The organism is Kribbella polygonati (assembly GCF_050320105.1).
GTDB lineage: Bacteria > Actinomycetota > Actinomycetes > Propionibacteriales > Kribbellaceae > Kribbella.
This window is the reverse complement of the sequence record NZ_CP190129.1, coordinates 7,402,536-7,427,974: the sequence shown is the minus strand read 5'-3', so window position 1 is coordinate 7,427,974 and position 25,439 is coordinate 7,402,536. Positions and strand designations below refer to the sequence as shown.

The 25,439-nt window shown below is 69.4% G+C and carries 26 protein-coding genes; 7 read left to right on the top strand and 19 right to left on the bottom strand.

Annotated elements, in window-relative coordinates; translation table 11 throughout:
- Positions 1-19: 19 nt before the first annotated feature.
- The 11 genes from ACQHIV_RS35525 to ACQHIV_RS35475 all read right to left on the bottom strand — a co-directional run bounded on the left by ACQHIV_RS35525 (position 20) and on the right by ACQHIV_RS35475 (position 10,868).
- Entirely contained in the window at positions 20-769 is a 750-nt protein-coding gene (locus ACQHIV_RS35525) for a DUF1684 domain-containing protein (protein WP_427888728.1), read from the bottom strand.
- Entirely contained in the window at positions 766-1,866 is a 1,101-nt protein-coding gene (locus ACQHIV_RS35520; RefSeq protein WP_427888727.1) for an LLM class flavin-dependent oxidoreductase, read from the bottom strand. Before ACQHIV_RS35520 ends, ACQHIV_RS35525 begins: the two co-directional genes overlap by 4 nt.
- On the bottom strand, positions 1,856-3,724 hold the full coding sequence (locus ACQHIV_RS35515; protein ID WP_427888726.1) for an FAD/NAD(P)-binding protein: 1,869 nt from the start codon (positions 3,722-3,724) through the stop codon (positions 1,856-1,858). Before ACQHIV_RS35515 ends, ACQHIV_RS35520 begins: the two co-directional genes overlap by 11 nt.
- Positions 3,725-3,735: 11 nt before the next feature.
- Positions 3,736-5,052, bottom strand: coding sequence for an NtaA/DmoA family FMN-dependent monooxygenase (locus tag ACQHIV_RS35510; protein WP_427888725.1), 1,317 nt, complete (start codon positions 5,050-5,052; stop codon positions 3,736-3,738).
- Positions 5,049-6,128, bottom strand: a complete 1,080-nt coding sequence (locus ACQHIV_RS35505; RefSeq protein WP_427888724.1) for an LLM class flavin-dependent oxidoreductase — start codon at positions 6,126-6,128, stop codon at positions 5,049-5,051. The genes ACQHIV_RS35510 and ACQHIV_RS35505 overlap by 4 nt, the downstream gene beginning before the upstream one ends.
- On the bottom strand, positions 6,125-7,180 hold the full coding sequence (gene ssuE / locus ACQHIV_RS35500) for an NADPH-dependent FMN reductase (RefSeq protein WP_427888723.1): 1,056 nt from the start codon (positions 7,178-7,180) through the stop codon (positions 6,125-6,127). Before ssuE ends, ACQHIV_RS35505 begins: the two co-directional genes overlap by 4 nt.
- A gap of 9 nt (positions 7,181-7,189) precedes the next feature.
- Positions 7,190-8,134, bottom strand: coding sequence for an ABC transporter substrate-binding protein (locus tag ACQHIV_RS35495; RefSeq protein WP_427888722.1), 945 nt, complete (start codon positions 8,132-8,134; stop codon positions 7,190-7,192).
- Positions 8,135-8,143: 9 nt separating this feature from the next.
- The gene (locus ACQHIV_RS35490) at positions 8,144-9,082 is read right to left on the bottom strand and encodes an ABC transporter substrate-binding protein (RefSeq protein WP_427888721.1); all 939 of its coding nucleotides are present in this window, start codon (positions 9,080-9,082) and stop codon (positions 8,144-8,146) included.
- Entirely contained in the window at positions 9,082-9,834 is a 753-nt protein-coding gene (locus ACQHIV_RS35485; protein WP_427888720.1) for an amino acid ABC transporter ATP-binding protein, read from the bottom strand. The genes ACQHIV_RS35490 and ACQHIV_RS35485 overlap by 1 nt, the downstream gene beginning before the upstream one ends.
- On the bottom strand, positions 9,831-10,718 hold the full coding sequence (locus ACQHIV_RS35480) for an amino acid ABC transporter permease (RefSeq protein WP_427888718.1): 888 nt from the start codon (positions 10,716-10,718) through the stop codon (positions 9,831-9,833). The genes ACQHIV_RS35485 and ACQHIV_RS35480 overlap by 4 nt, the downstream gene beginning before the upstream one ends.
- A 75-nt stretch (positions 10,719-10,793) precedes the next feature.
- Complete coding sequence (locus tag ACQHIV_RS35475; protein WP_420488556.1) at positions 10,794-10,868, bottom strand: putative leader peptide; 75 nt, start codon at positions 10,866-10,868, stop codon at positions 10,794-10,796.
- 409 nt (positions 10,869-11,277) lie between these two features.
- Between ACQHIV_RS35475 and ACQHIV_RS35470 the strand changes: the two genes are divergently transcribed.
- Both ACQHIV_RS35470 and ACQHIV_RS35465 read left to right on the top strand, forming a co-directional pair.
- A complete protein-coding gene (locus ACQHIV_RS35470; protein ID WP_427888716.1) occupies positions 11,278-12,180 on the top strand; it encodes a M23 family metallopeptidase in 903 nt (300 codons plus the stop codon).
- Positions 12,181-12,220: 40 nt separating this feature from the next.
- Positions 12,221-12,913 (top strand): hypothetical protein, encoded by a 693-nt coding sequence (locus tag ACQHIV_RS35465; RefSeq protein ID WP_427888714.1) that lies wholly within the window; start codon positions 12,221-12,223, stop codon positions 12,911-12,913.
- On the opposite strand, the gene ACQHIV_RS35460 is transcribed toward ACQHIV_RS35465, so the two are convergent.
- From ACQHIV_RS35460 to ACQHIV_RS35450, 3 genes are read right to left on the bottom strand one after another with little or no spacing between them, the layout of a single operon-like run.
- Positions 12,910-13,419 carry an N-acetyltransferase family protein gene (locus tag ACQHIV_RS35460; protein WP_427888712.1) on the bottom strand — a complete coding sequence of 170 codons (510 nt, stop codon included), beginning with the start codon at positions 13,417-13,419 and terminating at the stop codon, positions 12,910-12,912. The genes ACQHIV_RS35465 and ACQHIV_RS35460 overlap by 4 nt on opposite strands.
- A gap of 42 nt (positions 13,420-13,461) precedes the next feature.
- Positions 13,462-14,550, bottom strand: coding sequence for a sensor histidine kinase (locus tag ACQHIV_RS35455; protein ID WP_427888710.1), 1,089 nt, complete (start codon positions 14,548-14,550; stop codon positions 13,462-13,464).
- Positions 14,547-15,209, bottom strand: a complete 663-nt coding sequence (locus ACQHIV_RS35450) for a response regulator transcription factor (protein ID WP_427888708.1) — start codon at positions 15,207-15,209, stop codon at positions 14,547-14,549. Before ACQHIV_RS35450 ends, ACQHIV_RS35455 begins: the two co-directional genes overlap by 4 nt.
- Positions 15,210-15,296: 87 nt before the next feature.
- On the opposite strand from ACQHIV_RS35450, the gene ACQHIV_RS35445 reads away from it, so the two are divergent.
- Positions 15,297-15,902: a M15 family metallopeptidase gene (locus ACQHIV_RS35445; RefSeq protein ID WP_427888706.1), complete on the top strand. Its 606-nt coding sequence runs from the start codon at positions 15,297-15,299 to the stop codon at positions 15,900-15,902.
- A gap of 2 nt (positions 15,903-15,904) precedes the next feature.
- On the opposite strand, the gene ACQHIV_RS35440 is transcribed toward ACQHIV_RS35445, so the two are convergent.
- On the bottom strand, positions 15,905-16,426 hold the full coding sequence (locus tag ACQHIV_RS35440) for an N-acetyltransferase family protein (protein ID WP_427888704.1): 522 nt from the start codon (positions 16,424-16,426) through the stop codon (positions 15,905-15,907).
- Between the two features lie 38 nt (positions 16,427-16,464).
- On the opposite strand from ACQHIV_RS35440, the gene ACQHIV_RS35435 reads away from it, so the two are divergent.
- The gene (locus ACQHIV_RS35435; RefSeq protein ID WP_427888702.1) at positions 16,465-17,028 is read left to right on the top strand and encodes a helix-turn-helix domain-containing protein; all 564 of its coding nucleotides are present in this window, start codon (positions 16,465-16,467) and stop codon (positions 17,026-17,028) included.
- Here ACQHIV_RS35435 and ACQHIV_RS35430 read toward each other — a convergent pair.
- Positions 16,995-18,509 carry an FAD-dependent monooxygenase gene (locus ACQHIV_RS35430; protein WP_427888700.1) on the bottom strand — a complete coding sequence of 505 codons (1,515 nt, stop codon included), beginning with the start codon at positions 18,507-18,509 and terminating at the stop codon, positions 16,995-16,997. The two genes, ACQHIV_RS35435 and ACQHIV_RS35430, sit on opposite strands and share 34 nt — an antisense overlap.
- 66 nt (positions 18,510-18,575) lie before the next feature.
- Entirely contained in the window at positions 18,576-19,184 is a 609-nt protein-coding gene (locus ACQHIV_RS35425) for a TetR/AcrR family transcriptional regulator (protein ID WP_427888698.1), read from the bottom strand.
- Positions 19,185-19,285: 101 nt separating this feature from the next.
- On the opposite strand from ACQHIV_RS35425, the gene ACQHIV_RS35420 reads away from it, so the two are divergent.
- Positions 19,286-20,482 (top strand): TerC family protein, encoded by a 1,197-nt coding sequence (locus tag ACQHIV_RS35420; RefSeq protein WP_427888696.1) that lies wholly within the window; start codon positions 19,286-19,288, stop codon positions 20,480-20,482.
- Positions 20,483-20,486: 4 nt separating this feature from the next.
- On the opposite strand, the gene ACQHIV_RS35415 is transcribed toward ACQHIV_RS35420, so the two are convergent.
- The gene (locus tag ACQHIV_RS35415) at positions 20,487-22,319 is read right to left on the bottom strand and encodes a glycoside hydrolase family 127 protein (RefSeq protein WP_427888694.1); all 1,833 of its coding nucleotides are present in this window, start codon (positions 22,317-22,319) and stop codon (positions 20,487-20,489) included.
- A gap of 135 nt (positions 22,320-22,454) precedes the next feature.
- Between ACQHIV_RS35415 and ACQHIV_RS35410 the strand changes: the two genes are divergently transcribed.
- On the top strand, positions 22,455-23,696 hold the full coding sequence (locus ACQHIV_RS35410) for a hypothetical protein (RefSeq protein WP_427888692.1): 1,242 nt from the start codon (positions 22,455-22,457) through the stop codon (positions 23,694-23,696).
- A 30-nt stretch (positions 23,697-23,726) separates the two neighbouring features.
- Complete coding sequence (locus ACQHIV_RS35405; protein ID WP_427888690.1) at positions 23,727-24,527, top strand: TrmH family RNA methyltransferase; 801 nt, start codon at positions 23,727-23,729, stop codon at positions 24,525-24,527.
- Here ACQHIV_RS35405 and ACQHIV_RS35400 read toward each other — a convergent pair.
- Complete coding sequence (locus ACQHIV_RS35400; protein ID WP_427888689.1) at positions 24,510-25,304, bottom strand: class I SAM-dependent methyltransferase; 795 nt, start codon at positions 25,302-25,304, stop codon at positions 24,510-24,512. The two genes, ACQHIV_RS35405 and ACQHIV_RS35400, sit on opposite strands and share 18 nt — an antisense overlap.
- Positions 25,305-25,439: the final 135 nt, after the last annotated feature.

The following is a 25,439-nucleotide window of genomic DNA, read 5'->3' as shown; positions in this document are numbered from 1 at the left end:
ACCTTCTTCTCACCGGCGGTCACCGAAGCGCGAGCCGGTTCCCCGGCACCGGCGCCGGGCAGGTCCCGTACGCCGTGAACGCGAACGGCAGGTTGATCGTCCGGTTGAAGTCGATCCGCACCGACCCGTCCGGCCGCACCGGCCCGGTCGTGACGAACCGCCACGGCGCGGTCTCCTCGCCGTTCGTCTTGTCGTGGAACGACACGTTCAGCCGGTCGTCGCCCGCCGACGTCGCGACCAGCTCGTACGCCGTACCGCCGAGCGCGACGTGCACCGTGCCGACCGCGGTGATGTGCTGCCGCAGGTCGTCCCGCGCGGTCGACACCTCCACCCGCTGCGCCTTCGGGTACGGGCTGAAGTACCCGGTGACGACCCACGCGTCGTCCAGCTCGTACGTCGGTACGCCGCTGAAGCCCTGTCGCGTGGCAGCGCGCGGGTCCCGTTGGCGGACGGCGTACCGGCCGCCTCGGAGGACGAGTTCCGCGAGCCGATCGCCGTACTGCAGCCAGCTGAGCGAACCGGCTTCCGGAACGGTCGCGGACACCGTTCCGTGGACCGGTTCGCCCGCGAGGGTGAGCTCGCCGGAGGCTGCGGCGTACGCCTGCCCGGCGGCCCACCACTTTCCGGGCAGGCCGTCGAGCACGGTCGGTGCCGGCGGGAGCCAGTCGAAGGCGACGATCGACAGCCAGCCGTAGTCGGTGTCCAGGTCGCGCTCACGGGCGGCGTGCCAGGTGTGCCAGTCCTGCTCGAGGTCGGAAACAACGGTCATGACGCTTTCCTCTGCTCGCGGTGGGCGACCTCGGACCGGACCAGCGGGATCACGTGCCGCCCGAAGTCGATCGCGTCGTCGTAGATGTCGTAGCCGCGGGCGGAGAAGATCCGGATCCCGAGGTCGTAGTAGTCGAGCAACGCGGCCGCGACTGTTTCCGGCGTTCCGACGAGCGCGGTGGAGTTTCCGCCGCCACCGGTCAGGCCGGTCGGCGCGGTCCAGAGCGCCCGGTCGTGCCGTTCGCCGGCCGCGACGGCCTTCAGCAGCCGCTGCGATCCGGCGTTCTCCGGCGTCTTCGAGCGTAGCCGGGCACTCGCCGGAACGCCGCCGGCCTGGGCCTGCTTGATCCGCCCCAGTACGTTTTCCGCCTTCTCCCAGGCGAGTTCCTCGGTCGGCGCGATGATCGGCCGGAACGCGATCTGGATCGCCGGCCGGTCCGTCCGGCCCGCGGCGGCGGCCGCCGCGTCGATGGTCGCGAGCTGTTCGCGGGTGCCGGCCAGCGGTTCGCCCCAGAGCGCGAAGATGTCCGCCTCGGCGGCGCCGACGGCGTACGCGGCCGGGGACGATCCGCCGAAGGAGACCCGCGGTCGCGGCTGCTGCAGCGGCTTGATGTCGGCCAGGAAGTTCTCGAACCGGTAGTGCTTTCCGTCGAAGTCGAAGCGTTCGTCCGAGGTCCACGCCTGCTTGAGGATCTGGATGAACTCGCGGGTCCGCCCGTACCGGTCGTCCTTCGCGAGGTAGTCGCCCTCGGCGGCCTGGTCCGCGGTCGAGCCGCCGGTGATCACGTGCACCTCGAACCGGCCGTTGCTGATGTGGTCCAGGGTCGCGAACGTCTTCGCGGTCAGTGTCGGGTAGGCGACGTTCGGCCGGTGCGCGACCACCAGGTTGATCCGCTCGGTCCGGCCGGCGACGTACGCCGCGACCTGGGACGGGTCGGGAGCGCCGGAGTGGTACGCGAACAGGATCCGGTCCCACCCGTTGTCCTCGTGGGCGCGGGCAAGCTTGGACGTGTACTCCAGGTCCAGCGGGCCGCCGGTCCGCGGCGTCACCTCGCTGGCCGGGTTGGTGCCGGCGATGCCCAGGAACTCAACTGGCATGGCGTTCTTCCTTCCGTACGGTAGGGGCGAGCAGTGTGAGGAGGTCCCGCGCGACGGCGTCGTTCTGCCGGAAGCCGGGACCGTTGAAATGCGGGCGGGAGAAGCCGGACGATCCGGCCGAGCCGGACACCGAGGGGCCGAGCAGGAACAGCGCGGGATCCACGGATCCGTCGGCGCGGATCGCGCGCGACCGCGAGTCCGCCTTGAGCTGCCCGCCGCCGAGGCTCGAACCGTCGGAGGCGAACAACTCGTCGGCAGCCAGTGCGCCGGAGTCCAGCAGGCCGCGCAGCAACGGATCGGAGGCCGCGAGTACGTCGGGACGCGGCAGCCGGGCCTCCACGAACGCGCTGGCCCGGATCTCACCCGCAACACCGGGGCTCCGGGCAACGAACTCGTCGTTGTCGATGGCAACGTCCAGCTCCGGTCCGGCGAACCGGACGATCCCGGCGCGATGCAGCGCGAGCAGCTCCTCCAGCCGCCGCGGCGGCGGCCCGCTGGCCACGAACGAGAAGAACCCGTGCCACTCGCTCTCCACCTTCCGCACCCGGTCCTCGTCGGACAGTTGCCCGTCGGTGATCGCCCGCGACAGCACGCTGTAGATGCTGAGCAGCGCGTTGAAGACGGCCAGGTCCGCCGAGTACGAAGGATCCGACCGGCGCAGCAGATCGTCCTCGATCAGCTCGACCAGGTACCGCTCAAACCCCTCCGGCCCCTCGAAGAACAACCCGCCCAATGGCCGATCCACCGCCCCCCGAACAAACCGATCCCCCGGATCCGGCACCGCCGAGCCAACCTGCCCAGCCCAACCACCTGCGGTGTCCCCCGGATCGAAACCCTTCGCAAACTCTTCCCAGGGCATGCGGACGCGTTCAGGGTGAGCGGCGAACAACTGTTTGTAGTGGGCGTACGCCAGCTCCTTCTCGATCAGCGGCAGCACGTCGCGATCGAAGTCGAGCGGCCCGTCCCCCAGCGCTTCCTTTGTCAGGTACCGCGTCGGCACGGGCTTGGTGCCCGCGACCGTGTAGCCGAGTTTCGCGTGGTACGGGACGCCCCGCCGCGAGCCGACGTACAGGATCGGCTCGTCGCCGGACGGGCGGTACGTGAGCAGCCCGTCGCACTCGTCGTACCAGCCGCCTCGGCCCTCGGTGAGCAGCACCATCAGGTCGACGAACGCCTGGCCGAAGCCGCGCACGATCACCGGCGCCCGCGGCCACAGCCCGTCCAGGTCGACGTCGGCGGTGTACCCGGGCGGAACGTAGGTCAGCCCGGCGTCCGCGGCCTGTGCCGCCCACGCCGATTCCGATGCCGTCGGCAACCGATCGAGGTAGCCGAGGGCAAGCACCACCGCGTCGGCCGCGAGCTCCGTGCCGGACTCGAGGATCACCCGCCGGTCCGCGGTCACCTCGACGGCCCGCTCCCGATGCGTGCTGACGGTCGCGGGGAGCTCGCGGACGACGCGCTCCCACACCCACGCCAGGTACTCCGCCTGCACCAGCCGCGGTGGGAAGTCCATCGGCCCGGGCGGTTCCAGCCCGGCCTTCTCGAGGATCACCGCACCCTCGCCGGCGACCCAGGTCGCGAGGTCCGGCCCCGGCACGACCGGCCCCTCGCACTCGACCGACTCGTCGGTGAAGATCGTGACGTCGGACGTCATCGAGTTCATCCACAGCAACCGGGACTGCTCCCGCCGCCAGATCCGCCCGCCGCCGGCCGGGTACGGGTCGACGACGTGGATGTGGACATCGCGACCGCCGAGCAGCTCGTCCGCGTTGGCCGCGAACCGCTCCAGCAGTCCCACCGTCCGCGGCCCGCCGCCGACGAACACCACGGTCGCCGGCGGAGCCTTCCGTGGACGCATCTCCGACACCGTCATCGCGACAGCCCGAGGTGGTCGCGCAACGTCGTACCGGTGTACTCCGGACGGAACACGCCGTACTCGCGGAGCAGCGGGACGACCCGGTCGACGAAGTCGTCGAGGCCGCCCGGGGTGAGATGCGGGACGAGTACGAAACCGTCGGCCGCGTTCTCCTGGACGTGCCGGTTGACCGCCTTCGCGACCGTGGTCGGCGAACCGACGAACGTCTGCCGGTTCTGCTGGTTGATGACGGTCTGCCGCAGCGACCACCCGTGTGCCGCGGCCTGCGCGCGCCATTCCGCGACGATCGGGAACGGGTCGTTGTACCCGACCCGGCCCTGCGTCACCGCCGACCCGACGACCGGGTCCTCGGCCGGCAGCGGACCGTCCGGGTCGTACGCCGACAGGTCGCGCCCCCACAGCAGCTCCGCGAGCACGAGCGCGGTCGGCCCGGACACCTGCTGTTCCCGGATGTACGCCGCCTTCTCGATCGCCTCGGCGTCCGTGTCCGCGACCACCACCGTGACCGCCGGCATGATCTTCAGCGACTCGTCGCTCCGGCCGTACTTCGCCAGCCGGGCCTTCACGTCCTTGTAGAAGGTCTGCCCGGCCGCGAACGTCCCGTGCCGGCTGAAGATCACGTCGGCGCTCGCCGCGGCGAACTCCCGTCCTTCGTCGCTGTCACCGGCCTGGATGATCACCGGCCGGCCCTGCGGCGACGGCGGCAGCCCGAACCGTCCGTGGATGTCGAAGTGCGGGCCGCTGTCCGCGAAGGCCCCAGCGCCCTCGCGGGCGAAGCTGCCCGCTGCCTGGTCGAGGACGAGGTCGTCGGCGGTCCAGGAATCCCAGAGTTTCCTGACGATTCGCAGCGATTCCTGGGCGCGGACGTACCGGTCGGACTTGTCGAGGTAGCCGCCGCGGCGGAAGTTCTCGCCGGTGAAGGCGTCCCAGGAGGTGACGACGTTCCACGCGGCGCGGCCGCCGGAGACGTGGTCGAGGGTGGCCAGGCGCTTGGCGAGTTCGTACGGCTCGTTGAAGGTCGAGTTCACCGTGGCGGCCAGGCCGAGGTGGGTGGTGACGGCAGCGAGGGCGCTGAGCACGGTGAGGGACTCCGGACGGCCGACGACGTCGAGGTCGTGGATCTTGCCCTTCACCTCGCGCAGCCGCAGGCCTTCGGCGAGGAAGAAGAAGTCGAAGGTTCCGCGCTCCGCTGTTTCCGCGAGTTTCCGGAACGACGCGAAGTCGATCTGCGAGCCCGACGCCGGGTCCGACCACACGGTGGTGTTGTTGACGCCCGGAAAGTGTGCCGCCAGATGGATCTGCTTGGTCATCGTCCACTCCCCGAGAACGTGTTCCGCGGCCGCTTCAGCCCGAGCCGCCCGCGCAAACTCCCACCGCGTTCCACACCCCCGACCAGCCCAAGCTCCCGCAACCGCGGCAACAGCTCGTCCGCAATCACCGGCACATCCAACTCGAGCGAAGCCGGCCGCAGATGCACGCCGTCAACCCCGGCCCGCACCCACCCCTCAATCGCCGCAACCAACCCCTCAACCCCATCCACATGAGGCCGCACCCCCACCGAAACCAACACCACCGGCCCAGTCGTGCCGTCCGGTGTGACGGCAACCGTTCGGCCCGCAGCGTCCGCCGTGACACCAACGCTGCGGCTCCCGCCGGGGCGGAGTGTTCGGAGCTGGTCTGCCAGGTCGTCCGAGTCCGGCAGGAGAACCAGCTCCGCGTCGCGCGCCGCCTCCAGCGCCTCGGGTGTGTTCACGCGCATCGCCGTCACCGGATGACCCTGCGGCGGGCGCGGAACGATCGACGGGCCTTTGACGGAGAACGTCGGCGCGGTGAAGTCGACGTAGTGCAACCTGTCCCGGTCGACGTACCGTCCGCTCGCGGCGTCCCGGATGATCGCGTCGTCCTCCCACGAGTCCCACAACCGCCGGCTCACGTCGACGACGTACCGCGCCTCCCGCCACGTCTCCGCGGCAGCGACCGGCTCCCGCCGGCCGACCACCGCGGCCGCCTCAGCAGACGTGGACACGTCCGCGACCCACCCCGCGCGCCCGCCCGAGATGTGGTCGAGCGTCGCCACCGACGCCTGCAGATGGAACGGCTCGGTGTGCGTCACCGTGATCGTCGGCAGCAACCCGATCCGCTCCGTCGCCGGTGCCACCCGCGCCGCCAGCCCGAGCGCGTCCAGCCGCACGCTCACCCGCCCCGGTACGTCCGCCGGCGCCTCCAACGCATCCGCGAACGTCACGAGATCCACCCCGGCCGCCTCCGCCCGCTGCGCCGCGCGTACCGCCAGCGCACCGGTCAGGATCGCCCGCGGATCGACCTCCGCCCCACGCCACGCCGCCGGGTCCGCACCCGCCCCGTCGATCTCCAGCCCGACGATCATGAGGCCACCTTCAACGCCACCGGAATCTCCTTCACGAACGCGAGCGGCCCGATCTCCTCCGGGTCCGCCGCCGTGTCGAACTGCGGATCGAACCCGGCCGCGACGTACAACCCCGCCGCCTCCGGCTGTCGCGGACCCGTGGTCAGGTACAGCCGCCGATACCCGAGATCGGCCGCCGCCGTCTCCAGTTCGGAAAGCACCCGCCGTCCGAGCCCCTGCCGCCGGTGCAGCTGCGACGTCCACATCCGCTTCACCTCGGCGGTCTCGTCGTCGTACCTCCGGATCGCCCCGCCGGCCACCGTTGTCCCGCCGTACCGCAACAGCACGAACGCCCCGCCGTGCTCGGCGTGAAAGTCCGACGGCGGTACTTCGGTCAGCTGCGTGTTCTCGTTGGTCCGCCCGTACCGCGTGCTGTACTCGACGACGAGATCCGCCAGCAACGGCGCCGCCTCCGGATCGTCCGGCCGGACCCGGACCGCCTCGACCGCGCCCAGCTGCAGCGGCGCACCCTCCACCACTGCCTCGCCCGCCACGGTCGCGAGGAACGCCTCGGTCACCTGATAGAGCGGTACGGACGCCGCCGGATCGAGCAGCAGCCCACCGCCGTCGTACAACCGGATGTGCGACGACAGTACGAACCACCCCTGCCCGATCGCCCCCGCACCAAGGCTCGTGAGCACCGGCCGGAGCGCGTAGTCGATCACCAGCACGTGCGCCGGCGTACCGCCCGTTGCCAACGGCAACACTGTCTTGCCCTTCAACGCGTACTGCGGCAGCAGATCGAGGAACACCTTCAGCAAGCCCGAGTACGCCGCCTTGTACACCGGTGTCGTGACCACGACGGCGTCGGCGGCCTCGAGTACCGCGGCCGCGGCGGCGATCGCCGGATCGTCGGCCTGACCGCGCAGCAGCGGCTCGGCCGGGAGGTCCCGCAGCACGATCGGGGTGACCGTGTGGCCGTGGCTGATCAGGCGTTTGGTGACGTGGTCGAGCACCGCGTCGGTGCGCGAGGACAACGACGGACTGCTGGAGATCGTTGCAATGGTCGCCATGGTGCTCTCCTATTTCTTCGGCAGGCCGGGCGGGTTGATCAGCGACTTCGGCACGGCCTCGCCCTGCAGGCCCCACTTGGCCAGCACCTTGGCGTAGCTGCCGTCGGCGATCGCCGCGTTCAGCGCGTCGGCCAGCGGTTTCACCAGGCCGTCGTCCTTCTTCGTCGCGACCGCGACCAGGCCCTGCACCGGGTAGCTGGACGAGACGGTGCCGACGATCTCGGTCTGGTGCTGAGTGGCGACGTGGTACGACGCGTTCGGGTTCGGGCCCAGATACAGGTCGATCCGGCCGGACTGCAGCGCGAGGTAGGTGTCGGCGGACTGCTGGTAGTACTTGATGGTCGCCGGCTTGCGGCCGGCCGCGACGTTCTGCTTGTTCCAGTCGACGAGGATCGCCTCCTGGAGCGTCCCGGAACCGACGGCGACGGTCTTGCCCGCGATGTCGGCCGGACCGGAGATCTTCAGCCCGGAGCCCTTCTTGGCCTCGAACGCGTGCAGCCCGAGCCGGTACGACGCGAAGTCGTACTTCTCCTTGCGCAGCTCGGAGACCCCGATGTTCGAGATGCCGACCTGGTACTTCCCTGAGTCCAGCCCGAGGAACAGGTTCTCCCAGCTCGTCGTCTGGATGTCGGGCTGCAGCCCGAGCACACTCGCGACCAGGTAGGCGATGTCGATCTCGACACCGATCGGTGTCTTGTTGTCGTCCGCGGTGAACCCGAGCGGCGGCTGCCCGCCGCCGGCCGATCCGTTGCCGATCACCAGCTTTCCGGACTCGCGCACCGCCGCCGGCAGTTCGGCCGCGATCGAGTCCACCTTCGCGGAGGTGATGTGCGACTGCTTCGCCGACGTGTCGAACGCGACCTCGGACGCCTTCGACGTCGTACTGGTCTGCGGATCGGCGCAGGCACCCAGCAGCAGGACCACCGCAGAAGCCAGTATCAAACGTTTTCTCATCAGTTGTCCTCAGCTCGTGATCGGGAGGCCGGGCGGGTTGATCTCGGACTTCGCGACCGCCTCAGTGGACACGTTCCAGCGCGCCAGCACCTTGGCGTAGCTGCCGTCCGCGATCACCGCGTTCAGCGCCGCCTGGTACGCCTTCACCAGTCCGTCGTCCTTCTTGGTGGTGGCCGCGATCAGCCCCTGCAGCGTCGGCCCGGCGCCGGAGAACTTCCCGATCGTCTCGGTCTCGCCGGACGTCTTGACGTGGTACGCGATCGACGGGTTCGGGCCGAAGTACGCGTCGATCCGCCCGGAGCTGAGGGCCAGGTACGTGTCGGTGTTCTTCTGGAAGTACCTGATCGTTGCCGCCGGCAACCCGGCCTTCACGTTCGCCTCGTTCCAGTCGACCAGGATCTTCTCCTGGTTCGTACCGGAACCGACCGCGATCGTCTTCCCCGCGATGTCCTTGCCGCTGGTGACCCGCCAGCTACCGCCCTTCTTCGCCTCGAACGCGATGTCGTCCTTGCGGTACGTCGCGAAGTCGTACTTCTGCTTGCGCTTCTCGGTCACCGTGATGTTCGAGAACCCGACGTCGTACTTCGCCGAGTCGAGCCCGACGAACAGGTTCTCCCAGCTCGTCACCTCGATCTCCGGTTTCAGGCCGAGCGCGCCGGCGACCAGGTACGCGATGTCCACCTCGAGCCCGATCGGGGTCTTGTTGTCGTCGGCGTAGAAGCCGAGCGGCACGCTGCCGCTGCCGAACCCGGCGCCGACGACCAACGTCCCCCGGTCGCGGACCCGGGCCGGCAGCAGGGCGGCCGCGGCGTCGTTCTTCGTGGTGGTCACCCGATCCTGCGACGCCGAGGTGTTCACACCGGTGTCGGATTCGGAGGAGGCGGTCGCCTGCGCGCCGCAGCCGGCGAGGGTCAGCAACGCGAGGGAAAGGACAAGAAGCCGTTTCATCAGAGCACCTTCGAGATGAACGCACGGGTGCGTTCGTGGACAGGGTTGTCGAGCACCTCGCGCGGCGGACCCGACTCGACGATCCGGCCGCCGTCGATGAAGACCACCGTGTCGGCGATCTCCCGGGCGAAACCGATCTCGTGCGTGACGACGACCATCGTGGCGCCGTCCCGGGCGAGTTCCTTGATCACGTCGAGGACCTCGCCGACGAGTTCCGGGTCGAGCGCGCTGGTCGGCTCGTCGAACAACAGCACCTTCGGTTTCAGGGCGAGCGCCCGCGCGATCGCGACCCGCTGCTGCTGCCCGCCGGACAGCTGCCGCGGATACACGTCGGCCTTGTCGCCGACGCCGACCCGCTCGAGCAGTTCGCGCGCATACGGCACGACCTCGCTGCGCTTGCGCCGCTGCGCCGAGACCGGTGCCTCGACGACGTTCTCCAGCACGGTCAGATGCGCGAACAGGTTGAACGTCTGGAACACGAACCCGACCTGCGACCGCTGCCGGAGGATCTCCCGCTCGCGCAGTTCGTGCAGCTTGTCGCCGCGCCGCCGGTACCCGATCAGCTCGCCGTCGATCCGGATCAGACCGCGGTCCACCTTCTCCAGATGGTTGATCGACCGCAGCAGCGTGGACTTCCCCGAACCCGACGGCCCGAGGATCACGGTCACGTCACCGGCCGGTACCTCCAGGTCGATGCCCTTCAGTACTTCGAGATCGCCGAAGCTCTTGTGTACCCCGCGGATGTCGATCATCGCGTCGTGCCTCGCGCGAACCGGCGTTCCACGTAGTACTGCACGATCGACAGCAGCGTGGTGAGCACGATGTACCAGACCGTCGCGACCATCAGCAGCGGGACGACCCGGCTGTTCCGGCCGTAGATCACCTGCACCTGGTAGAAGAGCTCCGGGATCGCCATCACCGAGACGATCGAGGTGCCCTTGAACAGGCTGATCACCTCGTTCGCGCCGTTCGGCAGGATCGAGCGCATCGCCTGCGGCAGCACGATCCGGAAGAACTGCCGCAGTTTCGGGATCCCGAGGGCCGCGGCCGCCTCGGTCTGGCCGGCGTCGACCGAGATGATCCCGCCCCGGATGATCTCCGCGGCGTACGCCGCCTGGTGCAGCGCCAGCCCGAGTACGGCGGCCCCGAGCGGACCGAACAGGTCGTTCGTACTGAAGTGCACGAACTCCGGCCCGAACGGGATGCCCAGGCTGAGCTCCTTGTACAGATAGGCGATGTTGAACCAGAACAGCAGCTGCACGATGAGCGGGATCGAGCGGAACGCCCAGATGTAGCCCCAGGCAACCAATTGCAGGAACGGGCTGCTGGACAGCCGCATCGAGGCGAGTACGGCGCCGAGCACGAACCCGAGCACGGTTCCGTAGACGGTCAGCTGCACGGTCACCCAGAGCGCGGAGAAGATCGTCCGGGTGGCGAAGAACTGGAAGAACGTCGGCCAGTCCCACCCGGGGTTCGTGGCCAGGCCGTGCGCGAACATCGCGAGCAGGACCAGGACGACCCCGACGCCGACCCAGCGCCACGGGTGCCGGCGGGCGACCACAGGCAGGTCGGTTTCAAGGGACAGGGCCGGCGGTCCGGTGGTACCGGACGCAGGCGTGACTGAAGTGGTGGACACGATCGCTCCCTGGCGGTGGGCAGGCTTCGCGGACCCTTCGGCGGCGAAGGGCAGGAATGGGAAGGGCGGCGCGGGTCAGCGCGGACAGAGGGCGCTGGAGACCCGGAGCAGGTCGATGTGGAGGCGGTAGTACGGCGGTTTGCGCGTCATGCCCGTCCCCTCTCGTCGCTCGTGTCATTTCAGTATGGGACGCGCTTGAAAGAATAGTAAGTGGGTCGACAAAGCTCTCAATATATGGACGGCTTATACCGGTCCACGGGGGCTGCTCCGCGCCAAAGTTCGGGTGATCCGCGTCACGCTTCCGGCGCCTTTGTTGCCTGCCGCGCGCACGCCTGAGCATCCACCAGGCGGCAGGAAGCCCTCACGGAACGTGGCCGATTTCGTTCAACTTTTCGCAACCTGTGTTTGGGCGGCCCGTGATCTCGTCGTTATGGTCGTTGAGCCGTCGAACCCCCTCATCGACGGATTCCCCTCCCCTGGAAGGCTTCTCGTGCCCACTCACCAAGACGCGCCGAACGCAGATCGGCAGACGTCCAGTCGTCCGGCTGCCCTGCGCCGGGTGGCCAAGCACCGGTTCTCCCGTCGCGGTTTCACTCGCCGTAACAACCTGATCGGTCTGACCGCCGCCCTCGCGGCCGCCGCCGGGACGACGACCGTCGCCCTCGCGTCGTCCGCCACCGGCCCGGCCGCCGCGAACGACGTACCCCAGCTGAGTGCCGCACAGGCCGACGCGCTGACCGCGGCCCGGATCGACCGGCGCGACCTCAGCTCGCGGGACATGTCCCGGATCGACCTGTCACTGGCCGCGGCGCAGAAGGCCGCCGTGTCGAACGCGGCCAAGCAGCGCACCGACAAACTGGCCGCCGCCGCGACCCTGACGGAGCGCCGGGCGCTCGCGCTGGCCGCCGCCAAGGCCGCCGCCGCGAAGAAGGCCGCGGACAGCGCCAAGGCCCTCGAGGCTGCGAAGGCGGAAGCGGCCGCCAAGGCCGCGGCGATCGCCAAGCAGGCCGCCGTCGCGAAGCAGGCGGAGGCCGCCAAGCAGGCGGCGATCGTCGCCGCCGCACCGAAGATCGTGCTCCCGACCACCGGCTACCACCTCACCGCCCGGTTCAACCAGGCCGGCGGGCGTTGGGCGCACAAGCACACCGGCCTCGACTTCGCGGCCCCGATGGGTACGCCGGTCCTTTCGGTCATGGCCGGCCAGGTCATCCAGGCCGACTGGGAAGGCGCGTACGGCCGCCAGGTGAAGGTCCGGCACGCCGACGGCACGGTCACGTCGTACAGCCACATGTCCGAGTTCGACGTCTCGGTCGGCGACTCGGTCCAGGCCGGCTCCATGGTCGGCCGCATCGGCATGACCGGCAACACCACCGGCCCCCACGTCCACTTCGAGGTCCTCCCCGGCGGCGGCTCCCCCATCGACCCCGAACCCTGGCTCCGCGACCACGGCCTCAACCCGTAACCCGCTAACGTTCCCCCAACACTTCGAAGAGGGGGAACTCTTGAAGCTCCGAACCATCGGACCGGCCGCCGCACTCGTGGCGGCCGGTCTGTTCGTCACCCAACCCGCCCAGGCCGCCCCGCAACAGGCGACCGCGACCTGCTCACTCGTCGTTCCGTCGCGGCTGTCCATCGGCGCGGCGAACAACAACTTCGTCGCCAAGCTGGGCGCGAACTGCCCGTTGACCATCAACACCGCCGTGTGGAAGAGCACGCCTGCGGCGACCATGTACCCCGAGGGACGGCTGCAGTTCCTCAACCACGCCCGCGAGGTCAGCTTCACCGTTTCCGGCGCCGGGGCGCCGATCGGCACCATCACGTGGAAGCCCGCCGGCGGCGCGACCGACTTCAACGGCGTCAAGGTTGCCGATCTGTCCGGCGCGACCTCGGTGTCGAAGGCGGCCTCCGTGGCGGCGCTGACCGGGGGCCGCAAGGGCAGCCGTACGGCGCTGCTCACCACGGTCTCCTACTGGCGTACCACTACCGGACGCTCGGTCCGCTGGGCCAGCAAGCAGGTGCTGATCCAGTACCAGGACATCGGTACGACGACCTGGAAGGGGCTGGCGTACGTGACCACCAACAGCGTCGGCCAGGTGCCGTACAACTACTATCCGAACCGCACCCGGCGGTACCGCGTGTACGTTCCGGGGACGGGCAGCATCTGGAACATCTTCTCGCCGGTGATCAGTCGTTAAAGCGTCTTCGCCATGTCGAGGGCGTCCACCGGGGTGCCCTCGATGAGGAATTCGGCGGGGTGGATGCCTTCTACGACGTAGCCGTGGCGTTCGTACAGTTGCCTCGCCGGGGTGTTGACGCCGTGGACGTGCAGGGTGATCTTGCGGGCGCCGCGGCTGCGGGCCTCGGCGGTGGTGGCGGTCATCAGGGCGTTGCCGACACCGAGCCGGCGGGCCTCGGGTGCGACAGCGATGCCGTTGATCGCGAGGACGCCGGCACCCTCGGGGAACGGGTACTTGTCCTGTAGCCGGAGGTACCCGACCACCTTGCCGTCGTACTCCGCGACGAGGTGGGCCTCTGGACCGCTGCGGGTGAAGAACGTGTCCTGCAGGGTCTCGCTGTACGACGGGAACCCGGACGACGCGTCCCACGCGACGCGCTCGATCGCGAGCAGCGCGGCGTCGTCCTCCTCGACAGCCTGTCGTACCGTCACCCGCTGGTCGTCCGCACGGCGCTCGTCACTCACCGGACCATCCTCGCCCCTGGACCGGGCCAACTGCCTGCCGGGTCAGCCGTCGAGGTTCGCCGGCGGGAGGACAACGGTCGCGGTCAGGCCGCCGGCCGGGTTCGGGGTGAGCTCGAGCCCGCCGTGGTGGACCTCGACGATCCGGTCGGCGAGCGCCAGCCCGAGCCCGTGCCCGGCGCCGTACCGGCGTTTCGCGAACGGCTCGACGAAGGTCCGCACCTGCTCGGCGGTCAGTACGTCGCCGTCGTTGCGGACTTCCAGCCGGCCCGGGAGCACGTGTGCGGAAACCGTTCTGCCGCCGTGCCGGATCGCGTTCTGCACCAGGTTCGTGACCAGCTGGTGCAGCAGGATCTCATTGCCTTCGACAACTGATTCGGCGACCTCGGCGGTCAGCGCGACGCCGGCCCCGGCGGCCTCCGCGGACAGCGCCGGCCAGGCGGACCGCAGGACGGCGGCCAGGTCGACCGGGTCGGTCTCGATCTCGCGGTTGTTCAGCGCGGTGAGGCTGAGCAGCGTCTCCACGATGTCGATCCCGCGCTGGTTGGTCTCGGCCAGCCGTTTCACGAGCTCCGGTACGTCCTGGTGCTCCGGATCGGCCTGCGCCACTTCGAGCATCGTCTTCATCACCGCGTGCGGCGTCCGCAATTCGTGCGAGGCGTTCGCTGCGAACCGGCGGTACTGCTCGAACGACACCTGCAACCGGTCGAGCATCTCGTCGAACGTGTCCGAAAGGTCGGTGAACTCGTCCCGGATCCCGGTCAGCCCGACCCGATGGTCGAGCGATCCGCTCGCCGCCCGGCGGGCCGCGGCGGTGATCTCCTGCAACGGCCGCAGCATCCGCCCGGCGAGCAGCCAGCCGCCCGCGAGCCCGACGATCGCCAGGAAACCGAGCGACCAGCCGGAAAGCTTCACCACCAGGTCGAGGATCTCGCCGCGCGTCGGCGGCGGGCCGCCCCGCAGGTCGCGCGGGTTGGCGGCGGTCAACGGGTAGTTCGGGACGATCCGGAAGACCAGCCAGATGATGCACGAGACGACAAGGCCGGAGACGACCAGCAGCCCGGCGTAGCTCAGGGTGAGCCGCAGCCGGACGGTCAGTCGCGGCCGCCAGGTCAGCAGCCGTTCGCCGCTCATCTCTCCCCGACGCGGTAGCCGACGCCCGGCACCGTGTGGATCACCCACGGATCACCGAGCCGTTTCCGAAGCACGGAGATCGTGATCCGTACGGCGTTGCTGAACGGATCCGCGTTCTCGTCCCAGGCCTTCTCCAGCAGGGTTTCCGCACTGATCACACCACCGCGCGCGGTCATCAGCACCTCCAGTACGGCGAACTGTTTCCGGGTGAGTTTCACGTACCGCCCGAACCGGTGCACCTCCCGGCGGAACGGGTCCAGCCGGACCCCGGCGTACTCGATCACCGTCGGCGTCGCGACCACCGGCCGGCGGACCAGCGCCCGCAGCCGGACGACGAGTTCGCGCAGTTCGAACGGTTTCGTCAGGTAGTCGTCGGCGCCGAGCTCGAACCCGGTGACCTTGTCGTCCAGGTCGCCCGCCGCGGTCAGCATCAGCACCCGGCAGCCGATGCCCTGCGCAACGATCTCGCGGCAGACCTGGTCGCCGCTGATGCCGGGCAGGTCCCGGTCGAGGACCACCACGTCGTAGTCGTTCACGGTCAGCGCCGACAGGGCGGCGTTCCCGTCGAAGGTGAGGTCGGCCGCGATCGCCTCCAGCCGCAGCCCCGCCTGGATCGCCTCGGCGAGATAGACCTCGTCCTCCACGACCAGCACCCGCATGCTGTCCATTGAACCAGGTCCGGGGTATCGAAAACGTATCGGAAACACCAGACGTTCTGGCAACATCCGCCCGGATGAACTGTTGGCATGCTCACCGATCGAATTGCTCGTGACCGCCGGCTGAGCGTGCTGGCCGGGTTCGCGATCGTTGCCGCGGTCATCAGTCTCACCGTCGCCGCCTGTACTACGGTTTCCGCCCAGAACGAACCGCATACCTCCGGCGGAAAAGCCACCCGATCGGCCCCCACACACAAGGGTCCGCCGAACGCGGAGGACGGCGTACTGCCCGACCACACGTCGGCGTACGACACCGACCTGCCCGGGATCACCAAGCTCGATCCGGCGCTCCGCAAGGCGGTCCAGGAGGCCGAGACCGCGATGAAGGCAGACGGGATCCGGATGCAGGTGACCACCGGCTGGCGCAGCAAGAAGTACCAGGAAGAGCTGCTGGAGAAGGCGATCCGCAAGTACGGCAGCAAGAAGAAGGCCCTCGAGTACGTCGCCGACCCGGACGAGTCGCATCACGTCACCGGCCACGCCGTCGACATCGGCCCGACCGACGCCGACGACTGGCTGAACCGCAAAGGCAACCGCTACGGCCTGTGCCAGACCCTCTCCAACGAGATCTGGCACTTCGAGCTCGTCACCAAGCCAGGCGACTCCTGCCCGCCGATGACCGACCCCACGAAGTAGCGCTAGCGGGGTTCTTCGGGTGGGTCCGGGAGCTCGGACAGTGGTCGCTGGGACCAGGCGACGTCGTGCCAGGCGTCGTGTTTCCAGCCGATGTTCCGGTAGACGCCGATCGGCTCGAAGCCGAGCGACTTGTGCAGCGCCTCGCTCGCGGGGTTCGGCAAGGTCACACCCGCGACGGCGGTCCGGTAGCCCCGCGCGATCAGGCGATCGAAGAGTGCCTCGTAGAGCTTGCGGCCGGCGCCTCTGCCGTGGTGCGTGGGGCTCAGATAGACGCTGACCTCACAGGACCAGCGGTACGCCGGGCGCGGCTTCATCGGGCCGCCGTACGCGTAGCCGACGACCTGGCCGTCGTCCTCGAGGACCAGCCAGGCGTGGGTGGCGACCGACTTGGTGATCCGCTCGGCCATCTCGGCGACCGTCGGCGGCTCGAGTTCGAACGTGATCGAGGTGCCGGTGACATAGGGCGCGTAGATCGCCGCGCAGGCCTCGGCGTCCGCGGCCGAAGCGTCTCTGACCTGAACCATGACACGATAGTAGCCACAACTGCCGCTATAGTGGCAACGTGATTGACGATCTGTCTCGTTCGCTGGCCGCGACAGTCCACCAGGCGCGGGTCGGGCAGGACCTGTCCGTGAACGCCTTGGCGGAGCGGTCCGGGGTGTCCCGCGCGATGATCGGGAAGATCGAGCGCGGCGAGGCGCAGCCCACCGCCGTACTGCTCGGCAAGCTCTCCGGCGCGCTCGGGATGACGTTGTCCGAACTGGTCGCCCGGGCGGAGAACACCGACGAACTGCTCCGCCGGGCCGCCGATCAGCCGGTCTGGACGGATCCGGCCACCGGGTACCGCCGGCGGGCGGTGTCGCCGCTGACCGACGGCCCGCTGGAACTCGTGGAGGTCGAACTGCCGCCCGGCGCCGCGGTCTCGTACCCGGCCGACGCGTACATCTTCAAGTACCAGCAACTCTGGATCCTGGACGGAAACCTGCGGTTCCACGAGGGTTCGCAGGTGCACGAGCTGCAGACCGGCGACTGCCTGCAGCTCGGCGCACCACTCCCGACGACGTTCCACAACCCGGGTACGGCGACCTGCCGCTACCTGGTCGCGCTGGTCAAGGGCCGCGGCTGAAACCACTGCTCGAGCGCGTCCCGCAGCCCGTCCCGCTCGGCGTCGCCGTCCTGCTCGGCGGCCCAGGCGACGTACCCGTCCGGCCTGATCAGCAGCGCGATCGCCCGCTCACCCGGCGCGGCGTGCACCTCGACCTGTTCCGGGACACGTGTCCCGGAGAACGTTCCGGACGGTGTCAGGTCGACGAGCAACGGGCGGCCCGAGTGCATCAGCTCGGCCAGCCGCACCTCGCCCACCCGCAGATCGGGAGCCCACCGCCCGACCAGCGGATGCGCGCCGCCGCCGTACCGGATGTCCGCGCCGGACATCAGGTCCGCGATCCGCTGCACGGTGCCCGGATCCGTCAGGAACTCGCCGAAGAGCTTCCGCAGCGCGGTCACCTCGTTGCCTGGGGCAATCAGTGCGGACTGTGCCTGAGTCTGCATCACGACCCGCTCGCCGACCGGCCGCCGCTCGGACTCGTACGTGTCCAGCAGCCCGGGCGGCGCCCAGCCCTGGACGTCGGCGGCGAGCTTCCACCCGAGATTCACCGCATCCTGCAGGCCGAGGTTCAACCCCGGACCACCCATCGCGGAATGCACGTGCGCGGCATCACCCAGCAGCAACACCCGTCCGGAACGGAAATGCGACGCCAGCCGGCTGTTCCCACCGACCACCCGCCGAAGCTGCCGTACGCCGTCACCCGTTGGCACGGTCAGCGGCAGGTGAGCCCCCAGCACCCGGTCGGCACTCGCCTGCAACTCCTCGAAGGTCATCTCACCCTCCGGCGGCGCGTCCCACTCCCCCGTACTGATCCCCGGCAGCCGCCCCGGGAACGGCGCCCAGACGAACAGCCCGCGCTCGGTCCGCTGGTGCAGGAACGGCGGGACAGCGCCGTACCCGGGAATCTTCAGCAGTCCGTCCTCGACCCATTCCGGCGGCACCGCGGCGCTGCCGGTCCGGGACACCATCGAGTCGTTCGTCACGCCGGGAAAGTCGATTCCGGCGAGTTTCCGGGTCCGGCTGTGCGCGCCGTCGGCGCCGACCAGGTACCGGGTGCGCAGTTCGTACTCGCCGTCCGGCCCGGACAGCGACACCGTCACGCCGTCCGCGTCCTGGGTGAAGCCGAGCAGTTCGTGCCCGCGCCGGATCTCCGCCCCGAGTTCGAGCGCGCGCTCCTGGAGCACCTCCTCGATCCGTACCTGCGGCACTTGCAGCAGGTACATGGGGTTGTCCGCCAGCATCTCCAGGTGCAGCGGCATCGCGCCGAACACGAAGCCGGGCGTCGGCTCCGGCGCCCCCGGCGTACTGCTCAACCGCTCGTAGAGTCCGCGGCGGTCGAGCATCCGGACGACCTGGCCGACCAGCCCGTTCGCGCGCGGAACCGTGCTGCGTTCCGGCAGTTTCTCCAGCACGATCGGCCGGACACCGGCCAACCGCAGTTCGCTCGCCAGCATCAGGCCGTTCGGTCCGGCTCCGGCGATCACCACATCCGTGTCCATGAGACCCCTCCATTCAGGCATGACTGACCACCCCGGCGGGTCGCCAGGGTCAAGTAGTTGCGTTGGTTATTCGGGGACGGGCAGGCCGGCTTCGATCTGGTCGAGCGCCGACCCCAGCAGGTCGCCGATCGACCGCGGCGGATCGGCCCGCATCCACTCCGCCATCACGACCGACCGGGCGGCGCCGATCACCTCGGCGACAAGCCGCGGGTACAGCCCCGACGTACCGGTGCGGTCGGCGACCGCGGCCGCGAGTTCCTCGCCGACCTGGGCGTACGCGCGCAGGATCGCGCCCTGCAGCGCGGGCTCGGTCATCATCGACCGGATCCCGGCGAGCCACTTCTCGTCGGGCGGCCGCTGCCCGCCGTGGCCCTCCTCGCCGAGCGCGAAGTGCCGCTCGATCGCCGTCCGGATCGCCACCCACAACGGCTCGTCGGCGGGCCGCGCGCGCAGCTCCTCGGCGATCCGCAGGCTGCGGTCGACCTCGCGGGCGGCGATCGCGTCGGCCTTGCTGTCGAAGTAGTTCCGGAAGGTCCGCAGCGAGACGCCGGCCTCGGCGGCGATGTCCTCGATCCGCACGTTGCCGTACCCGCGCTCGACCGTGAGCCGGACCGCCGCCCAGCTCAACGCGATCCGCGTCTCCTGCTTCTTCCGCTCCCGCAACCCGTCGGCCATGTCTCGACCGTAGCAGAAGTTGCCTAAAGAGCAAAGATGCCTTTTAGGCAATTTTATCCGAGGTGGGCAGACCCGACGGCTGCCCGTGGTTGGGTTAGGACATGCTGGTCTGGGTGCTGACGCTGCTGGCGATCGCCGGCCTGCTGCTGTTCGACTACTTCTTCCATGTCCGGTCCGCACACGTGCCGACGCTCCGCGAGGCGGCCGTCTGGTCCGCGCTGTACGTCGGGATCGCGGTCCTGTTCGGACTCGGGACGCTGGTGGTCGGCGGCAGCGGGATGGGTTCGGAGTACTTCGCCGGGTACATCACCGAGAAGGCGCTGTCGGTCGACAACCTCTTCGTCTTCCTGATCATCATGACCGGCTTCCGGGTGCCCCGGGAGAACCAGCAGAAGGTGCTGCTGGTCGGGATCGCGGTCAGCCTGATCGCCCGGTCCGCGTTCATCTTCGTCGGATCCGCCTTGCTGCACACGTTTTCCTGGGTCTTCTACCTGTTCGGGGCCGCGCTGCTGCTGACCGCCGGGAACATGCTCAAACCGGAGACCGAGGAGTCCCACCAGGCGCAGAACCTGGTCGTCCGGCTGGCCCGCCGGCTGTTCCGGACCACCGAGGAGTACGACGGCGACCGGCTGACCACCCGCGTCGACGGCCGCCGGATGCTGACCCCGATGCTGCTGGTGATGGTGGCGATCGGCGCCACCGACCTGATGTTCGCGCTGGACTCGATCCCGGCGATCTTCGGCCTGACCCAGAACGTGTACGTCGTGTTCACCGCGACCGCGTTCAGCCTGCTCGGCCTGCGGCAACTGTTCTTCCTGCTGGACGGACTGCTGGACCGGCTGATCTACCTGTCGTTCGGGCTCGCCGCGATCCTGGTGTTCATCGGCGCGAAGCTGATCCTGCACGCGCTGCACGAGAACAACCTGCCGTTCGTGAACGACGGCGAACACGTCGAGGTCGGCGAGATCAGCACCGGCCTGTCGCTGGCGGTGATCCTGGTCGTGCTGCTGATCACGATCTTCGCCTCGCTGTTCAGCACCCGCGGGCGGACGCAGACCGCGATGGCCCACATCCGCCGGGACGCGACGGCGTACCTCGATCCCGAGTACACCGACGACCCGGCGGAGCGGGAGCGGGTGTTCCAGCGGTTGCTGCGGGCCCGCGACCACATCACCGACCTCGGCCCGAAGGCGAAGCAGCACGTGCTGAACGAAGACGACCTGATGGCGCTGTGCCGCCAGGTCGGCGAGGCGCACGCCGCCGCCCACGCCGACCACGTGATCCGCCCCAGCCTTTAGGCCCTCACCCCAGCGGCAGCCAGACGCGCATCGCACCGATCTCCCGGTTCGCCCACGCGTAGTACGGAACCGCGACCACCTCGACCTCCTCACCCACGGAGTCCGACACCGCAGGCACGAACGACCACCCCGGCTTGTGCCCTACCCCAACACGTCCCTGGGCCCTCAGCACGGTCACCCCGTCCAGAAGATCCGTCGCCTCCGCGACAGGAGTCCCAGATACGAGGTGCAGGTCGTCGACGTTGGCCGCGTTGTCCTCCTGCTCGACCGCGTACACGAGCGGCCCGCGTTCAAGCGCGACGCAACCCCGCACGGCGTCGATCCGCGGATCCGCACCCACCACGCGCGGTTCGAGCGGGAGTACGAGTTCGATCTCGGTGCCTTCTGCCCGCGCGTAGCCACCTGCGTCGACCGAATGTCCGTTGAGAGTCGCCCCCTCCGCCCACCCGGGAATGCGGAGATCAACGGTGGCCGGCGTTGCACTCGTGATGCGGACGGTGCCGTCCCAGGGGTAGTTCGTTTCGACCTGCAGTTCGATCTCGCCAGACTTGATCACGCCCGCCGCGTACTGGTGCAGCTGGATCGCGTCGTCCGTCGTGGTCGCCAGATAGCCGTCGAGGCTCGCGAGGGTGCGCATGATGTTCGGCGGGCAGCACGCGCAGTCGAACCAGCCGCGCCGCCCGTGCGCCGGGCTGCGCCCGTTGTCCGGGTACGCCGCCCCGCGCAGCTGCAGCGGGTTCACGTAGAAGTACTCGGTTCCGGAAAGTGAAACCCCAGCAAGGAAGCCGTTGTACAGCATCCTCTCGACCGCGTCGCCGTACGCCGCCTCGCCGGTCGCGAGCAGCATCCGCCAGGCCCACTGGATGCCACCGATCGCGGCGCACGTCTCGGCGTACGCACGGTCGGCCGGCAGCTCGTACTCGTCGCCGAAGGCTTCGCCGTCCCAGCGCGCGCCGAGCCCGCCGGTCACGTACGTCTTGGTCGACCACATGTGCTCGAACTGCACCTTCAGCGCCTCGAGCAGCTCGGCGTCGCCGGTCTCCAGCGCGACGTCGGCAGCGCCCGCCGCCAGGTACACCGCGCGTACCGAGTGCCCCTCGACCGTGGTCGCCTCGCGGACCGGGACCCGGTCGGAGAAGTACGCCGGCGAGTGCCCGTGCCGCTCGATGATCCCGTGGCCGCGGGCGTCCACGAACCACTTCGCGAGCTCCAGGTACGTCGCCGTACCGGTCTCCCGGTACAGCTCGACGAGCGCCATCTCGATCACCGGGTGGCCGTCGACGTCGACCGTCTTGCCGTCGCCGAACGTCGCGTGCAGGTGGTCGGCGAGCTTGATCGCCACGTCGAGCAGCTCGCGCTCACCGGTGCAGCGGACCGTCGCGACGGCGGCCTGGATGAGATGGCCGGCGCAGTAGTGCTCGTGGCTCCAGACGAGTTGCTGGTAGCGGCCCTCGTCGCCGTACCGGAGCTGGACGACCGAGTCGAGGTACCCGTCCGGGCGTTGCGCGGCGGCAACCACCGCGGTGAGGTCGCGGATCCGTCCGAGCAGTTCCTCGTCGGGGTTGCGCCCGTACTCCCAGGCGGCCGCTTCGAGCCACTTGTAGACGTCGGAGTCGGCGAACACCGGGCCGATCGCCTCGCCCTCGCCGATACCGGCGGCGAGCCGGAGGTTCTGCAGGTTGCCGGCCTTCTCCAACTGGTCCTGGCCGCTGGGGATCGCGTCGGCGCCGTTCCGCGCCTGGCGCGGCGCCCAGAAGCCGCCGGTGATGCTGACCTGGCCGAGTCCGAGGGGCTGCCTGCGGCCCTTGCTGGTGGCGGCCGGGCTGCGAGAGGTCATAGCGTGTATCTCCTGAGTTAGGAAACTGCGGAACACGTTTTCCTTGACGAAGGTAGGCATCCCTGGGCGTAAGGTCAACCTCGGCCGGAAACTTAGGAAAGGAGTTTCGGCCGCGGGAGTCGGTCCGGTCCCCGGATGGTCATCCGTTCGTCCGCCGCTGGTTGCCCAAGGTCGTCTAGATTGATCCGGGTGCTGCGCAAGCTCGTGATCGGCGTGGCGGTGATCGCCACACTGGTGGCGGGGGTGGGCACCGCACGGCTGGTTCTTCCGTGGACCGATCCCACCCATGGCGTGCCGAAACAGCTGACGTACCTGCGTGCCGAGATCGAGAACGGCGCGGACCGGAACGCCCAGAAGCAGTTTCCGGAAGGGTACTTCTTCCTGAACGTGCTGTACGGGCTGAGCTGGGTGCAGGTCGGCGTCAGCGATCCGGCGCGCGCCGCCGACGCGTCCATCGAGGTGCGGTGGGCACTCGACCGGCTCGATTCCGCGGACGCGACGGCGCCGTTCGACAGGTCGCTGCAGCCGCGGTACGGGATCTTCTACGCCGGCTGGACCAACTGGCTGCGCGGCGGGCTGGTCGCCCTCGGCCAGTCGGACGCGGCGGAGCGCTCCCGGTTCACCAGCGACTCGGTCGACATCGCCAGTGCTTTCCGAACGGCGGAAACGCCCTTTCTTCCTGCGTATCCGGGGCAGGCCTGGCCGGTCGACTCGGTCGTCGCGATCGCTTCCCTCCGGCTGTACGACGCCGTGCTCGCGCCGCGCTTCGGGCAGTTCGCGCGGAACTGGGTGACGACCGTGAAGGCCAAACTGGATCCGGCGACCGGGCTGCTGCCGCATCAGGTGGTGCCGCAGGTGACCGGTGCACGCGGTTCGTCGCAGGCGATGATCCAGCGTTTCCTGGTCGACATCGATCCGGCGTTCGCGCGGGCGCAGTACCAGCTGTTCAAGGACAAGTTCGTCACCGGGCTGGGGATTCGCGAGTACCCGAAGGGGACCGCTGGGCAGGGGGACGTGGACTCGGGGCCGCTCGTCCTCGGCCTCAGTCTTTCGGCCACCGTGGTCGGAATGGGCGCGGCGCGGATCCATCACGACCCGCTGGCCGAGCGGCTGTCGCGGACGGGCGAGTTGGCCGGACTGCCGTTCAGCGGCCTGAAAACGAAGCGGTACCTCTTCGGCGCGCTACCGATCGGCGACGCGTTCCTGGCCTGGTCAACGTCCGCCCGCCCACTGGTCGCCACCGCCCAGCCGGCCCTCAAGGGCTCGTCCGGCTGGTGGCGGCTTCCGTGGTTGGTCCTGCTTTGGCTACCCGCGTTGCTGCTATGGGGCGCCCTCCGCCTCAGACACCGCGGCCGAAGACGGAAGCGAACGCACTGAGCTCGCACTCGGCGGCCTAAGGTGGAGCCTGTGCAGCGGATTTCGACGCGGAATGCCAGGTTTCAGGTTTGGCAGGCGTCACTGACCAACCGGACCAAGCGGCAGCGGTCCGGTGAGTTCCTGGTCCAGGGGGTGCGGCCGATTTCGGTTGCCGTGGACAACGGTTGGCCGGTCAACGCGATCATCCACGACGCGTCCCGGCCGTTGTCGCGGTGGGCGTCGGACCTGCTGCAGCGGCTGCCGCACGTCGAGCGGGTCGCGATGGCGCCGGAGTTGCTGGCCGAGCTCGGCGAGAAGGACGATCCGGAGCTGATCGCCGTACTGCGGCTGCCTGCTGACGATCTGGCGAGGATCCCGGTCGGGCCGGACTTTCTCGGGGTGGTGTTCGACCGGCCGACCGGGCCCGGCAACATCGGGTCGGTGATCCGGTCCGCCGACGCGTTCGGCGCCGACGGGGTGATCGTCACCGGACATGCGGCGGACGTGTACGACCCGAAGGCGGTGCGCGCGACGACGGGCTCGCTGTTCGCGGTCCCCGCCGTCCGCGTGCCGTCCCATCGTGAGGTGCTCGAGTGGGTACGCCGGTCGCCGGTCGTGGTGGTCGGCACCGACGAACACGGCACGACCGACGTCTACGACTTCGACTTCACCCAGCCCGTCCTGCTCCTGATCGGCAACGAGACGGCCGGCCTCAGTACGGCGTGGCGGGAGGCGGCCGACCACCTGGTCCGGATCCCGATCACCGGCTCGGCCAGCTCCCTCAACGCCGCCAACGCCGCAACCGCGGTGCTGTACGAGATTTCCCGGCAGCGTTCACGCCGTACAGAGTAGTTCGCCGTGCAGGATGGAGATCCAGCCGTCGGGGTCGGCCGTCCACTGCTGCCAGGCTGCTGAGATCGCGGTCAGCGTCTTCTCCGGTACGCCGGCCGCGCGCGCCTGGTCGGCGAGCGCGGACCCGAGGATGCGGTCCGCCCACATCCCGCCCCAGAACGCCCGGTCCTCCGGGTTGGTGAACGCCCAGGTGGACGTGGTTGCCTCCACCTGTTCGAACCCGGCGGCGTGCGCCCATGCGAGCAGGCGGCGACCGGCGTCGGGCTCGCCCTTGTTGGCACGGGCCATCCGCTGATACAGCTCCATCCACTCGTCCAGCTCCGGTAGCGCCGGATGCCAGACGAAGCCGTGGTAGTCGGAGTCGCGGACCGCGACGATCCCGCCCGGCTTGCACACCCGCCGCATCTCACGCAGCGCCTGCACCGGATCGGCCACGTGCTGCAGCACCTGGTGCGCGTGGACCACGTCGTACGTGTCGTCGGGCAGGTCGAGCGCGTGCACGTCGCCGACCACGAACTCCACGTCGACGTCGACGGTTTCGAACGCCCTCCGGGTGATGTCCAGCGCCGCGGCGTTCGCCTCGAGCGCGGTCGTCCGGCCGGGCTCGACCAGGCGGGCGAGGTCGGCGGTGATCGTGCCGGGGCCGGCGCCGACGTCGAGCAGCGTCATCCCAGGGCGCAGGTGCGGCAGCAGGTGGCCGGCGGAGTTCTCCGCGGTCCGCCAGCGGTGCGAGCGCAGTACCGACTCGTGATGTCCGTGTGTGTACACGTTGTTCATCCCAGGCTCCTTTGCCTTCGCCAACGGTGCTCACGCTAGCGCAGAGTCTTGGTAAATGAGACATATTGTCTCGCTATATGAGCCAACCGTCATGACCGAATATGGCCGGACGAACCGTCGCGGGCAGGCGAACCT